This is a genomic window from Glaciecola nitratireducens FR1064, assembly GCF_000226565.1.
Taxonomy (GTDB): domain Bacteria; phylum Pseudomonadota; class Gammaproteobacteria; order Enterobacterales; family Alteromonadaceae; genus Glaciecola; species Glaciecola nitratireducens.
The window spans coordinates 3,128,660-3,143,045 of sequence record NC_016041.1 but is presented as its reverse complement, the minus strand read 5'-3'; the positions used below and the strand labels follow the sequence as shown (position 1 = coordinate 3,143,045).

Sequence of the window (14,386 nt, the reverse complement as noted above, 5' to 3'; positions counted from 1 at the left end):
AAAATAAGCTCTTACTCTCTTTTCGGCAGTAAAACAACAATAGCAACGCCACCTAAAATACTGATTGAGGCAAGCGCTAATCGAATACTTACTTCTTCTCCGAGCCACACCACACCGCCAATCGTTGCTATTACCGGAACAGTTAACTGTAGTGAAGCTGATGAAGCCGCTTTTAAAAATGGCAGAACAGCATACCAAATTGCGTAACCGATACCGGAGGTAAGGGCTCCTGAAGCAATTGCCAATAAGGCCCCTCGTGAAGATATCGAGATGTCATTGATAAAAATAAGGCTCAGCAGTAGCGTGATTATGCTAGCTCTTATAAAGTTTTCTGTTGTCGATTGAGTAGGGTTGACGACCCGTTTTCCTAAAATCGAATAGACGCCCCACGCAATTCCAGCGATACCCATGAGAGTTGCGCCTAGTAGAGGAGGAGCGCTAATTCCAGGTAAAAATAGATACACAAGCCCAACCAACGCCATTGCAAAGCCAAACCATTGTGCCAAACTAAATCGAGACCCCTGAACTAAAGCGTAAGACAGCATTGTAATCTGCACCATGGCAAAAAGGATCAATGCGCCTGTGCCTGTAGGCAGTGAAATATAGGCGAAGGAAAAACCAGCAGCGTAGGCGAACAGCGAGAATCCACCTAACCAACTACTTTGCTTGAGTGAAAGTAGGCGAAAACATTTATTAACATAAACGTCATTGCTGTTTGCGTCCCCGTCAGCGCTTAACGGTTGTTCCGCAAGCATGAGCTTTGGAATAGACAGCAGCAAAATGGTTAATACGATTGCCCCGCTGAGCAGTCTTATTGATGTAAAACTAGCGGGGTCAATCGTAAGCTGCTCTGAAGCCAAGCGACATAAAACTGAATTTCCGGCGAACGCTAGCATGGCTGTGACGGTACCAACGATTAAGCGAAAATTCATTATGTTAGTGCTAATCCTTTAAGCTATATGTTTTTGTGAGACCGCTGACTATCATCTATTTGTATGTCCGATAGTTGACAGAAACTTACACGTAATCAAATTGCTGATCTTCAACGGCCATAAGATCGTCAGCGGCAGCTAGCACAACTGACTTGTGGATGTCCTTTCTAGGCAGTATTCGTTTCATATAGAACGCGCAGGTATTTGCTTTCCCTTTAGCAATGAGCTCATTAGAGCTATGCGCCGCCGCACTTGCCATATCTAGCCACAATACGCCCAACAACGAATATGCGCTGTAGTGTAAGTAGTCAGTTGCGGCGCCGGCAACATCTTCAGCTTTAGCACCTAACAATGCCTGAGAGGTTTCATTCCATTCTGCCAACAATGAACTTGCTTGTGCTTGCTTTTCGCTATCCGTCATTGCTGCGATGCGCTCGGACAAAAGTTTGAACGTTGCTTGCTGCATGTCGCCGCCATCACGCGTTAATTTGCGACCGATGAGGTCGGCAGCTTGGATGCCATTGGTTCCTTCGTAAAGCTGGGCAATACGAGTATCTCTAACCAACTGCTCCATTCCCCACTCGCGCACGTAACCATGGCCACCATAAACCTGTATACCTATGTTTGTGACTTCGGTGCCCATGTCGGTCATAAAACCTTTACAAATAGGCGTTAAGAAGGCGATCACTTTTTTGGCCTGAGCATGACGTTCATCGCTCGTGTATTTTTCAACGTCCATTTGATGTGCATAAAGCATCGCTAACGCTCTACAACCCTCAGTTAACGACTTTTGGGTAAGGAGCATTTTTTTCACGTCGGGTTGATGTAATATTGCATCAGCTTTCTGGTCTGGCTGTTGAACACCTTGTGGCGCTCTTGATTGCAAGCGTTCGCGTGCGTAGGTTAGCGCGCCTTGATAGGATGCTTCTGCAGCACCTAAACCTTGCAAGCCAACTTGGAAACGAGCATCGTTCATCATGGTAAACATGCAGGCAAGACCCTTATTTTCCTCACCTACAAGCCAGCCTTTAGCGCCGTCATAATTCATAACACAGGTAGGGCTTGCTTTAATGCCCATTTTCTTTTCGATACTACCAACACTTAATGCGTTTCTTTCACCAGGCTCGTCATTTTCATTCAATAAGAACTTAGGCACTAGGAAAAGGCTGATCCCACGAACGCCAGCAGGCGCATCAGGTAATCGGGCTAATACCAAGTGAATGATGTTGTCAGTCCAATCATGATCACCACCAGTGATGAATATTTTGTTTCCAGTCACGGAATACGAACCGTCTTGCTGTGGTATTGCTTTTGAGTTTAATAAGGCAAGATCGGTTCCGGCGTGAGGTTCTGTTAGGTTCATTGTGCCAGTCCATTCACCGCTGATTAGTTTGGAGAGGTACTTGGATTTTAATTCAGCCGTTGCATGCTTGTCGACGGCAAGTACGGCGCTCTCTGTTAGCATGGTAGTTAAGCGCCAGCTCAGGTTCGCGGCATTAAGCATTTCATGAACAGGAACTGCGGCTGAGTAGGGAAGATCTTGTCCATCAAACTCAGGATTTCCGAGCATGGCATTCCAACCGTTCGCAATATATTCATGGTAGGCTTGGGCGAAGCCAGCAGGAGTCGTCACTGAGCCGTCAACTAATTTGCAGCCTTCTTCATCACCCTCACGATTAAGCGGTGCTACCGCCTCTTCTGCAAACTTGGCTCCTTGTGCAATAATTTCATTGACCAACTCTGAATCCATTCCCTCGGCGCCGATGTCTTGGTAGTGTTTGTCAATGTCTAACCAGTCATTTAATAAAAATTGAACGTCTGCGATTGGGGCTTTAAATTGCGGCATAGAAACTCCGAAGTATGCGATTGTGATTATGTAAACGTACTGATAGAAATAAAATACGTGAAAAACAGGAAAAAGACGACTTTTTCGATAAATTTTGTTGTTAAAGTGCTGTATCTGGCTCAGAGTGATTATAATTTGTTCTACTTTAGTCATCCCCGACAGCAACAAAGCCGTCTCTATACATAATGAGATTATCAGGTTGTTGCCAAACATCGTATCGTGTATCGAAAGGACTTATAAATTCGATCTGTTGAATATTGCTATTAGCCCAACTCGGCGGCTCAAGTGGGCCATCATCGCTGGTAAAACCACTACTTAGCCCACACGAAAACAGCATCATTCCAGATTGACTAACGCCGAGTAGCTGATCAACCTCAACATTAAAACCAGTTTGTTCCCAAGTATGACGATGCGCCGTGCATTGCGCAGACTCATTTGAAATAGGATCGCCAAAAGGCAGGTCATATTGCCCTGATGAACTATATTTAATGACAAGCAGTGAGTTTTGCACTCGGATAAGACATCCCGCAGGGCCCTTATAATCAGCGTTAAACGCTTTTGCTATGCGACATGTAGGAGAAGGTGGCGGTTTTGCACAAGCAACCAAAACGAGAACAAATATTAAAAGTAAAAGTTTAAATCCAGAATTCAGCATTAGTAGTATTAATAAACCATAAAACAGCACACTAAAGTGCAATTAAGTCAGAATCAAGTCTATGCGTAAAGTAAGTGTAAAGATTTACCTTTAAAGTTATATAGAAATCGTAAAATCGCTTATAATAACGCCGTCAGATATTGCTCAAAATTCAATAGGAATAATAATGCCCAAGTTTGTTAAATTTTCACCGCTGTTAATCGGCGTGGCAGCGCTGATCGGTTTTGCTATTTATATCAATTTGCCAGTTGAAATTGACGCTGGAAATCAGCGTGATGGCGGCGGTATAACATCGGTTGTGAGTGCTAAAGCTGAAACACAAGCATTCCCTATTATTGTTGAAGCATTAGGTACTGCAGTAGCAAACGAATCAGTGAACATTACTGCACAGCAAGCAGAAACAGTGAGAGCGGTGCTATTCGAAGACGGTGGCCTTGTAAAGAAGGGGCAGCTACTGATAGAACTGAATGACCGTGAGGAAAAAGCACGTGTTCATGAACTGGCTATTAATATTGCAGAGGCAAAACGCCAACTTACTCGAATTAAAGGTTTAGCCAAGCAGAGTGCAGCGTCAGAACAATTGTTAGATGAACAAAAGGCGCGCGTTGATTCACTCGAAGCACAAAAAGACGTTGTCGATGCGCAGTTGTCTGAGCTGCAGGTACGTGCTCCATTTGCCGGTCGCTTGGGTATTCGCCAAGTTAGTATTGGCAGCTTGGTTCGTCCTGGCGATATTATCTCTACCCTTGATGATTTAAGCATCATGAAAGTTGATTTTAGTATTTCCGAGTCCCATTTAGCTAGCGTTGCGAATGGCCAAAGTGTCGTTGCAAATTCGATCGCTTACCCAGGAGAAAACTTCAACGGTAGCATCACAAGCATCGGTTCGAGAATTGATCCTGTGACTCGTGCTATTCAAGTTAGAGCTCAAATAACGAATGATGACTTGAAACTACGTCCAGGCATGTTATTACAAATTAACCTCGAAAAACGAGTCGTAGACGCACTGGTAATTCCCGAAAGCGCCCTTATCCCAGAAGGTGAATCACAGTTTGTTTTTGTGATAGACGAAGAAAATAAAGCGCGCAAAACAAAAGTGACGATTGGTCAAAGAAAACCTGGGTGGATTCAAATTCTTGATGGCCTTGATGCAGGCCAAGAAGTCATTATAGAAGGAACGCTGAAAGTCCGTGATGGTGGCGGCGTAAAAGTAGTTCCTGCTAATGCTGTTGCAAGTAAAGTTTAGGGGGCTGTATGTTACTATCTGATGTCTCCGTAAAACGCCCTGTTTTTGCTTCTGTTGTTAACCTAATTCTCTTGGTTTTTGGCATTGTCGCTATTACCTTTCTCTCGTTGCGAGAATATCCGGATATCGATCCGCCAATTGTGTCGGTCAATACAAGCTATCCTGGCGCTTCAGCTGAAATTGTAGAAACCAGAATTACGCAACTTCTGGAAGACCGAATTAGCGGTATTGAAGGTATGAAGAATATTACTTCATCAAGCCGCAACGGGCGCTCAAGTATCACCATCGAGTTTAACTTAAACCGAGATATTGATGCTGCTTCTAACGACGTTCGAGAGAGAGTTTCTCGAGCACTAAACAACTTACCTGATCAAGCACTACCACCAGAGGTTTCTAAATCGAACAGTGATGAAGATGTCATTGTTTGGTACAACTTGCGAAGCACTAACTTAACGACTATGGAGCTGACCGATTTTGCTGATCGCTTCATTGTGGATCAGCTCTCCACTGCTGATGGCGTAGCGCGGGTTCGAATTGGCGGTAGCCGCACTTATGCGATGAAAGTTTCTGTTGATCGTAACGCAATGGCCGCTCGAGGCATCACTGTCGGTGATATCGAGCGAGTCATTCGCTCCGAAAACGTCGAACTTCCTGCAGGGCGAGTGGAATCAAACGAACGTGATTTTGACGTTCGCGTGGCTCGCTCATTTTTGACACCAACAGATTTCGCAAATTTGACTATAAAAGCGGGCGCAGATGGCTTTTTAGTAAGATTGTCAGAAGTAGCTAATGTTGAACTAGCCGCGGAAGATGATGAAACTGACTTCCGTGGTGACGGCGTCAATATGATTGGTTTGGGCATCGTAAAGCAATCTAAAGCAAATACACTGGATGTTGCAAGAGAAGCTAAAGCTGCCGTGAAGCGCATTGAAGCAACGTTACCTGATAATATTTATTTTGTGGAAAGCTATGATTCGTCGGTGTTTATTGAAGAGTCGATTAACGAAGTTTACAACACGCTTGCCATCGCTATGTTTATGGTAATCGTGGTTATCTATCTATTCTTAGGCAATATTAGAGCAACCCTCATACCCGCTGTAACCGTCCCCGTTTCATTGGTTGCTTCGTTCATTGTTCTATATATGCTGGGCTATTCTATCAACTTGCTGACGCTCCTCGCGCTCGTATTGGCCATTGGCTTGGTTGTGGATGATTCCATTGTGGTGCTCGAAAATATTTATCGCAGAATAGAGATGGGCGAGCCACCCATATTAGCGGCTTATCGAGGTGCGAGAGAAGTTGGCTTTGCCGTCATCGCCACCACTTTAGTACTTATCTCAGTATTTCTTCCCTTAGTATTTTTGGAAGGAAACATAGGCAGATTATTTACCGAGTTTGCCATTGCCATTGCAGCGGCGGTCGCATTTTCTAGTTTTACGGCATTGACGCTGTCTCCTATGCTTGCTTCTAAGCTACTGAAGAAAAGAGAGCGTAGCTCAGGCTTCGGAAAGTGGGTAGACGTTAGCTTTAAGAAGCTAGAACTAAGATATTACAACAGCTTAACGACAACCATTAAACAACCCATTTTGATGTTACTAATGGTCGTAGTGAGTATTGTGCTTTTGGTGCAATTACAAAGTAAAATTCCTGAAGAGTTTGTACCCAAAGAAGATCGCGGAAACTTCTTTATATTAATGCAGGCTCAAGAGGGCGCGAGCTATGAGAGCAATGCACGAAACTTGAAGGTGATTGAGGATATATTATTGCCCTATAGAGATTCTGGTGAAGCTAAGCGTGTGTTAGTTAGAACGCCTGGTTTTGGTGGGACGGCTGGCATCGCGATTGTTGGTGCAGCTGATTGGGACACTCGAGAGCGTTCAACGTTTGATTTAATGAATGAAATCAGTGGGAAATTATCTGAAATTCCAGACGTAAGAGCTTTTGCTGTTATGCGCTCTGCCCTTGGTGGTGGCGGTTTAGGTCGCCCGGTGCAATTTGTACTGCAGGGAAATACCTACGAAGAGCTTACCAGCTGGCGTGATACTTTGATCGAAAAAGCAGCTGAAAATCCTAAGTTGTTGCGTATAGATTCTGACTACAAGGAAACGTCACCGCAACTATTAGTTAATATTGATAGGGATAGAGCCGCTGACTTAGGCGTGTCGATATCTGAAGTTGGCCGAACCTTGGAAACCATGCTTGGGCAAAGACGGGTGTCGACTTATCTCGATCGTGGCCAAGAGTATGACGTTATACTGGAAGGCAACGAGGCGGATTATCGAAGCCCTAGCAGCATAGATAACATCTATGTTCGTTCCGATAGAACCGGCGAATTGATACCGATGGATAACCTCTTGAATATTTCTGAAAGAGCAACGTCAAATACACTCAACCGTTATAATCGTATGCGAGCGATCACTATCAGCGCTAATTTGGCAGACGATTACACCATCGGCGAGGCGCTGGCTTTTCTTGAAAATATAGTGGCAACTGAATTGCCTAGTGGTGTTTCTATAGATTACAAAGGAGAGTCGCAGCTTTATCAAGAGTCTGGTTCGTCTTTCATCTTTATATTTCTATTGGCTTTAGCGGTGACGTATTTGGTACTCGCAGCGCAATTTGAAAGCTGGATCCACCCCCTAGTAATCATGCTGACAGTGCCTTTAGCTTTGGTAGGCGCCTACGTCGGCCTATATTTGGCGGGGATGTCGATTAACATATACAGCCAAATAGGATTAGTCATGCTAATAGGACTCGCCGCTAAAAACGGGATCCTCATTGTAGAGTTCGCAAATCAGCTTCGGGATTCGGGCGTTGAATTTGAAGAGGCATTGAAAAAAGCGTCAATGTTGAGACTGCGCCCTATTGTCATGACCGGTTTCACAACTGTGTTTAGTGCGCTGCCGCTAGTTTTAGCTACAGGGCCGGGGGCGGAATCACGCGCTGTGATCGGTATGGTGATCTTTGCTGGCGTTATGTTTTCAGCGTTTATGACATTATTTATCGTACCAACGGCCTATTCATATTTGGCAAGAGGAACGGGTTCTCCAGAGAAGCTAGCGAAAGAACTGACAGAGCTGGAGGAAGAAGTACCGTATAAAAAGGGCGAAGAACAGCTGCAGGAAGAGGCGGCAGCTTCCAAGTAAAGCCTATGTTATTCGCTAAGCTTCAACGTTGAATTGAGTGATTAGCGCTTAAGGAAGTTATATGAACAGGGTGGGTCGTTATGACCCACCTTTTTTTATGTGCTAAATAGATTATCGCTCAAACAAGACACACCTATTTCGGCTTAACAATTAGGTGTGTCCTGTTTGCGCTTCTGTTTGCGCTTCGTTCAGTTGAAGAAATAGGTGTGTCCTTTTTGTGTCCTTTTTGTGGGGAGTTGCTTAAGTCGACTTTATGTTGGACATAAAAAAAGCCCTAATATTAATTAGGGCTTTTGTTTTCTCGAGTTGTTCAAGAATGATAAGTGTTATTCGTCTAAGAAGCTTCTCAGTTGCTCAGAGCGGCTAGGGTGACGGAGTTTACGCAATGCCTTCGCTTCGATCTGTCTGATACGTTCACGTGTAACGTCGAACTGTTTGCCTACTTCTTCCAAAGTATGGTCGGTGTTCATATCAATGCCAAATCGCATTCTCAGTACTTTCGCTTCGCGAGCTGTTAGGCCAGCCAGCACTTCTTGAGTCGCGTTTTTCAAGCTACCGCCAGTGGCAGAGTCAAGAGGCTGTATAATGGTGCTGTCCTCTATGAAATCCCCTAAGTGCGAATCTTCATCATCACCAATTGGTGTTTCCATGGAGATTGGCTCTTTGGCAATTTTAAGCACTTTACGGATTTTGTCTTCTGGCATTAACATGCGTTCTGACAACTCTTCTGGTGTTGGCTCTCTACCCATTTCTTGAAGCATTTGACGTGAAATACGATTCAACTTGTTGATCGTTTCAATCATGTGCACAGGAATACGGATCGTTCTTGCTTGGTCAGCAATAGAGCGCGTAATCGCCTGACGTATCCACCAAGTAGCATACGTTGAAAACTTATAACCACGACGGTATTCAAATTTATCAACGGCTTTCATCAAACCGATGTTACCTTCTTGAATAAGATCCAAGAATTGTAAACCGCGGTTCGTGTATTTCTTCGCTATTGAGATTACCAAACGTAAGTTTGCTTCAACCATCTCTTTCTTGGCGCGGCGAGCTTTCGCTTCACCAATCGACATTCTGCGATTGATGTCTTTAATATCAGGGATAATTAAGCCAGTTTCAGCTTCAACAGCATTCATTTTGCTAACACTACGCTCAATTTCTTCTTTAAACTCAAGAAGCTTTTCAACGTAAGGTGCTTTGCCTTCAAGTGCTTTGTACAACCAATCTATACTTGTTTCATTACCTGCAAACGCCTTGATAAAATCTTTCTTCGGCATTTTTGCATTCATGACGCAGTACTTCATGACCAAGCGCTCTTGAATACGAACACGATCCATCATTCCGCGCATATTCTTAACCATGCGGTCGAATTGCTTAGGTATTAAACGGAACTCTTTGAATACTTCACTCAACTCATGAATTTCTTTGCGTGATGCTTTATGCGAGCGTCCTTTCACTTCAATTACGCTCATTACTTTATTGTATTGATTACGCAATGCGGTGAATTTTTCTCTGGCTAACTCAGGGTCAACGCCTGTGTCTTCCTCTTCTTCGTCCTCATCGTCAGCATCGTCATCTTCATCATCAAGTTCTTCTTGTGACAATTCTGAACCAATATGCGTTGCGGTTGGAGCTACGTCTTGTTCGTTAGGGTCGACAAAGCCGATGATGATATCGCTAATTCGAATTTCTTCAGCTTCGAACAAGTCCCATTGATCAAGCAAATAGGTAATTGCTTCTGGATATTCTGCAACAGAGCACTGAACTTGGTTAATACCATCTTCAATGCGTTTCGCGATTTCAATTTCGCCTTCACGTGTTAATAGCTCAACTGTGCCCATTTCTCGCATATACATACGAACGGGGTCAGTTGTGCGACCGATTTCACTCTCAACTGTTGCTAGCGCTTGCGCGGCAGCTTCAGCTACGTCTTCATCCGCAGACGAATCTTGCATAAGCAACTCGTCAGCGTCTGGAGCAGACTCCGAGACTTTAATCCCCATGTCGTTGATCATGCGAATGATATCTTCTATCTGATCAGAATCTACAATGTCTTGAGGGAGGTGATCGTTTACTTCGGCAAAGGTCAAGTAACCTTGTTCTTTACCTTTGGCAATCAGGAGTTTTATCTGGGACTGCTTGCTCTGCACAATATACCTTACACTTAATTAGGAGTTGTTAAACGCGAATAAACTACCTGTTTCAATAGTAGTTTATTTTCAACCCGTTAAACGATACCAAGGATGTACACCCTTAGCTTGCTTTATCGTAGCGTTTGCGAATTAGCTAGTCTAACACAAAACGGCTACTTCTGACTATCAATTGTTGTTACGAATTTCATTTAATATGGGTTCAAATTTGCTCTTTTCAAGTATCGACATAATTATATTTAGCAGTAGGCAACAGAGCCTGAACCATTTTTTATTAGTAAATTATTTTGAATGTCCTACACCGTATCGGCAATTCAAAACAAAACAAAAAGCTTATTTATTATGAATTAATATACTGGATTAAATATAGACCCTAATGCAGTTTGCGCATTAATAAATTCAATTCTTGTTGTTCTTGTTCCGTTAACTCTGAAAACTTTGTTTTTGCTTCCAATTCATCTAAGCGCGCCCTAAAGTGCCATTTAATTAGATTTTTAAAGCAATCGACATATAGGGGCTTTACGTTGGTGTCCGACGATACAACGTCGCTCTCTAGCAACTGGGCAAGGTGTCGACTGTTCGGGTGTTCTCGAAAAGCCTCCAAAACCATCCCGGTACTCGCCTTCGGGTTCGCGTAACAATACGAATGCAAGTCGATCAACAAGGGAATACCTGAAATCGCTGTATTCTTTAAAGGTGCCAACTTTACATTTGGGCAATCTGATGCAAGGCTTGGCGAATCCATTAACAGCCTAAGCATCATGCGCAGTGGTGATTGTTTGATTTTTTGTGGTAGCTGATAGTCCATTTTTCGAGGCGCTTTACGACTGTTAGCATCTTTCATATCACGAGCGAGCGTTTCTTTTGCTTCCTCACCGAACAATTTGCTTAGGTCGAACATCAAAAGGTCTCGTTGGTTATCACCTTGAATTTTCTCGATCAAAGGCACTGCTTCTGCTTTAAGCGCGGCTTTGCCTTCATTTGACGCAATCGAATGGCGCTGTAATAGGTTATCAAAAAAGAATTTTGACAAAGGAACCGCTTTGCTTAGTAAGTTTTCGAAAGCTTCTTTTCCTATTTTGCGAACCATTGTGTCAGGATCTTCGCCATCGGGCAGGAATAGGAACTTCATGCCAACGCCGTCTTTTAGGAATGGTAAAGCATTTTCAAGCGCACGCCATGCTGCTTCGCGGCCGGCTCTATCACCATCGTAGCAACACACAATTTCTGGTGTCGACTTGAACATTGCTTGAATATGGTCAGGCGTGGTTGCTGTGCCAAGCGCGGCAACCGCATAATCAATCTCGAATTGAGATAGTGCCACCACATCCATGTAGCCTTCTACAACTAACAAGCGGTCAAGTTTTCGATTGTTTTGACGCGCTTGATATAGACCAAATAGTTCAAAGCCTTTGTGGAAAATGGGTGTTTCGGGGCTGTTAAGGTATTTAGGTCCATCGTCCTGCATTACGCGGCCGCCAAATCCGACAACACGGCCTCGTTTATCTCTAATAGGAAACATCACGCGATTTCGGAAAAAATCGAAGCGTCTCTTGTTATCGTTTTCTGAAATTAGCTTTAATTCAAGTAGCCTAGACTGCTTGTGTTCGTCAGTACCGAATGTTTTTAATACCGAATCCCATTCAGGAGGAGCAAATCCCATATCCCAAGCTTTAACAACGTCACCGCTGAGGCCCCGTCCTTTTAAGTATTCAATCACTTCAGGTGCCTGAGCATGATGTTTTAATTGATGCTGAAAATATCGAGTTACCGATTCCATCAATTGATAATCTTGTTCGCGCTGGCTTTTTTGCTGGGGAGTAGGTGCAGGTGCACCGCCTTTTTCTCGTGGAACATCAACCCCATAGGTTTTTGCGAGTTCTTCGACTGCTTCTGGAAACTCTAAGCGGTCAAATTCCATCAAGAAACTAATGACGTTCCCCTTCGCGCCACAGCCAAAGCAATAGTAAAATTGTTTTTCTTGGCTGACAGAAAACGAAGGGCTTTTCTCGTTGTGAAAAGGGCAGCAGGCCTGATGATTTTTACCTGCTTTTTTCAGTTTTACTCGGGCATCAATAATATCGACAATATCACTTCGAGCAATAAGATCGTCAATAAAGTCGCGAGGAATGCGGCCAGCCATAAAGTTAGGCTAGTTTAGCTTTGATGCTACCGCTTAATGCACCCATATCGGCGCGGCCAGTTACTTTTGGTTTCAACCATCCCATAACTTTACCCATATCTTGCATCGATTCAGCACCTGTCGCAGCCATTGCTTCGTCAATGAGTGCGTTGATTTCATCTGCTGTTAGCGCTTGAGGTAAGAATTTGGTAATAACGGCTATTTCAGCTTCTTCGATATCTACTAAATCTTGACGACCCGCAGCTCTGAATGGTGTGATAGATTCATTGCGCTGCTTCACCATCTTGGTCAATATAGCGAGAACGTCGGTATCATTTAATTCGATACGCTCATCCACTTCGCGCTGTTTGACAGCGGCAAGTGCCATTCTCAATGTTTTAAGCGTCGCTTTATCTTTAGCGCGCATCGCATCTTTTTGAGCTTCTTTTAATGTATCTAATAAAGTCATCGTTATCATTCCTTAATGAAGTCTTTTAGTCTCGGCTTTGATGTATTTCTATGTCGCAGAAACAAAAACGGACGTCATAAAGACGCCCGTTTTGAATTTAATTGGCTCGAGACCAGTTAAGTTACGCTACGCGATTTAGTACAACTTGATACGACGTGCGTTTTCGCGAGCTAACTTTTTCATGTGACGCTTTTTAGCAGCAGCTTTCTTGCGCTTGCGTTCCCAAGTTGGTTTTTCGAAAAATTCGCGACGGCGAACTTCAGATAGTACACCAGCTTTCTCACATGAACGTTTGAAGCGTCTAAGCGCGATATCAAACGGTTCGTTATCTCTTACTTTCACGATTGGCATTAATTCATCACCTTAAGATGTTTTATCTACCAGGTATGTTTTATTACCCGGGCTTAAAAAATGGTGCGGAATACTAAAACTTTTGCAACTGCTTGTAAAGAGATTTAGTACAAAAATATTCACTTTTGTTTGTTTTCCGTCAGCGATGCGCAGTATATACTAGCAGCATATCGATTGCACTGTGATCATTCGCTATTTTAATGCTTTTTTGTTAGTTGCCACGTAAGTAATTGAAAGCATTACAAAGCTACTTTTAAGGCTTTTATAAAAGCGTGTCTCAAGGCTTATTTAACAGCTTTATCCTAGGGCCTGTATATACTACTACATATAGCGCTTTATTTTTTTACTGAGTATTTACATGAAAATTTTAGGTATTGAAACCTCTTGTGACGAAACTGGCGTCGCGATATACGATACAGACAATGGTTTACTAGCTCACGAACTTTATAGTCAAGTTAAGCTACATGCTGATTACGGTGGTGTTGTGCCAGAGCTGGCATCACGGGATCACGTCCGAAAAATCGTGCCTTTAATTAAACGTACAATAGCTAACTCAGGTTTGAGTGCTAGCGATATTGATGGTGTTGCATTTACCCGCGGACCAGGCTTGGTGGGAGCGTTACTTGTCGGTTCGTCAGTGGGGCGCAGTTTAGCCTACGCTTGGGGCGTGCCTGCCGTCGGTGTTCATCACATGGAAGGGCATTTATTAGCCCCGATGTTAGATGATAACCCACCGCCTTTTCCTTTCATTGCTTTATTGGTATCAGGTGGTCATAGCATGATTGTCGATGTGCAGGGCATTGGGCAATATACGGTATTAGGTGAATCATTAGATGACGCTGCAGGTGAAGCATTTGATAAAACAGCGAAACTCCTTGGACTTGATTATCCAGGTGGCCCTTTATTAGCGAAATTGGCAGAAAAGGGCGAAGCAGGGCATTACAAGTTTCCTCGACCAATGACCGATAGACCAGGCTTGGACATGAGCTTTAGCGGCTTGAAAACATTCGCAGCAAATACTATTCGAGCTTGCGATGGCAGTGAACAAACAAAAGCAAACATAGCCTATGCATTTCAAGATGCAGTGGTCGATACTTTGCTGATTAAATGCCAGCGTGCGTTAAAGCAAACAAAACAAAAGCGGCTTGTAATAGCGGGCGGTGTTAGCGCCAACAAACAGCTGAGGGCCACTTTGCAAGACTTGAATCGCCGTAAAGGAATTGAGGTGTATTATCCTGCTTTTGAATACTGTACAGATAATGGCGCAATGATTGCGTTTGCTGGAGCGCAGCGCTTGCTAGCTGGAGAATCTGTAGGGCTAGATACGAAAGCGATGCCACGATGGCCGCTAGATTCACTTCAAGCGATATAGAAACAAAAAAGCGAAAAAGGCGCTCAAAAGCAAAAATGCCTTGGCCAGAAAGAGTTATGTGACGTGGATAGTGAAATCCACTTTTCTATTTATC

10 protein-coding genes are annotated in these 14,386 nt (G+C 43.7%); 3 read left to right on the top strand and 7 right to left on the bottom strand.

What is annotated here, in order from left to right; genetic code table 11:
• Window positions 1-11: 11 nt before the first annotated feature.
• The 3 genes from GNIT_RS13460 to GNIT_RS17735 all read right to left on the bottom strand — a co-directional run bounded on the left by GNIT_RS13460 (window position 12) and on the right by GNIT_RS17735 (window position 3,289).
• The gene (locus GNIT_RS13460) at window positions 12-932 is read right to left on the bottom strand and encodes a DMT family transporter (RefSeq protein WP_014109801.1); all 921 of its coding nucleotides are present in this window, start codon (window positions 930-932) and stop codon (window positions 12-14) included.
• 85 nt (window positions 933-1,017) lie between these two features.
• Window positions 1,018-2,778, bottom strand: a complete 1,761-nt coding sequence (locus GNIT_RS13455) for an acyl-CoA dehydrogenase family protein (RefSeq protein ID WP_014109800.1) — start codon at window positions 2,776-2,778, stop codon at window positions 1,018-1,020.
• A gap of 145 nt (window positions 2,779-2,923) precedes the next feature.
• Window positions 2,924-3,289, bottom strand: a complete 366-nt coding sequence (locus tag GNIT_RS17735; protein WP_014109799.1) for an NUDIX hydrolase — start codon at window positions 3,287-3,289, stop codon at window positions 2,924-2,926.
• A 310-nt stretch (window positions 3,290-3,599) separates the two neighbouring features.
• Between GNIT_RS17735 and GNIT_RS13445 the strand changes: the two genes are divergently transcribed.
• Both GNIT_RS13445 and GNIT_RS13440 read left to right on the top strand, forming a co-directional pair.
• Complete coding sequence (locus tag GNIT_RS13445) at window positions 3,600-4,679, top strand: efflux RND transporter periplasmic adaptor subunit (protein WP_014109797.1); 1,080 nt, start codon at window positions 3,600-3,602, stop codon at window positions 4,677-4,679.
• Between the two features lie 8 nt (window positions 4,680-4,687).
• The gene (locus GNIT_RS13440) at window positions 4,688-7,825 is read left to right on the top strand and encodes an efflux RND transporter permease subunit (RefSeq protein ID WP_014109796.1); all 3,138 of its coding nucleotides are present in this window, start codon (window positions 4,688-4,690) and stop codon (window positions 7,823-7,825) included.
• Between the two features lie 326 nt (window positions 7,826-8,151).
• On the opposite strand, the gene rpoD is transcribed toward GNIT_RS13440, so the two are convergent.
• From rpoD to rpsU, 4 genes are all read right to left on the bottom strand, one after another.
• The gene (gene rpoD / locus GNIT_RS13435; RefSeq protein WP_174268989.1) at window positions 8,152-9,981 is read right to left on the bottom strand and encodes an RNA polymerase sigma factor RpoD; all 1,830 of its coding nucleotides are present in this window, start codon (window positions 9,979-9,981) and stop codon (window positions 8,152-8,154) included.
• Between the two features lie 370 nt (window positions 9,982-10,351).
• Window positions 10,352-12,121: a DNA primase gene (gene dnaG, locus GNIT_RS13430; protein ID WP_014109794.1), complete on the bottom strand. Its 1,770-nt coding sequence runs from the start codon at window positions 12,119-12,121 to the stop codon at window positions 10,352-10,354.
• 4 nt (window positions 12,122-12,125) lie between these two features.
• Window positions 12,126-12,569 (bottom strand): GatB/YqeY domain-containing protein, encoded by a 444-nt coding sequence (locus GNIT_RS13425; RefSeq protein WP_014109793.1) that lies wholly within the window; start codon window positions 12,567-12,569, stop codon window positions 12,126-12,128.
• A 135-nt stretch (window positions 12,570-12,704) separates the two neighbouring features.
• Window positions 12,705-12,920 carry a 30S ribosomal protein S21 gene (gene rpsU, locus GNIT_RS13420; RefSeq protein WP_014109792.1) on the bottom strand — a complete coding sequence of 72 codons (216 nt, stop codon included), beginning with the start codon at window positions 12,918-12,920 and terminating at the stop codon, window positions 12,705-12,707.
• A gap of 358 nt (window positions 12,921-13,278) precedes the next feature.
• Between rpsU and tsaD the strand changes: the two genes are divergently transcribed.
• Window positions 13,279-14,292 (top strand): tRNA (adenosine(37)-N6)-threonylcarbamoyltransferase complex transferase subunit TsaD, encoded by a 1,014-nt coding sequence (gene tsaD, locus GNIT_RS13415; protein WP_014109791.1) that lies wholly within the window; start codon window positions 13,279-13,281, stop codon window positions 14,290-14,292.
• Window positions 14,293-14,386: the final 94 nt, after the last annotated feature.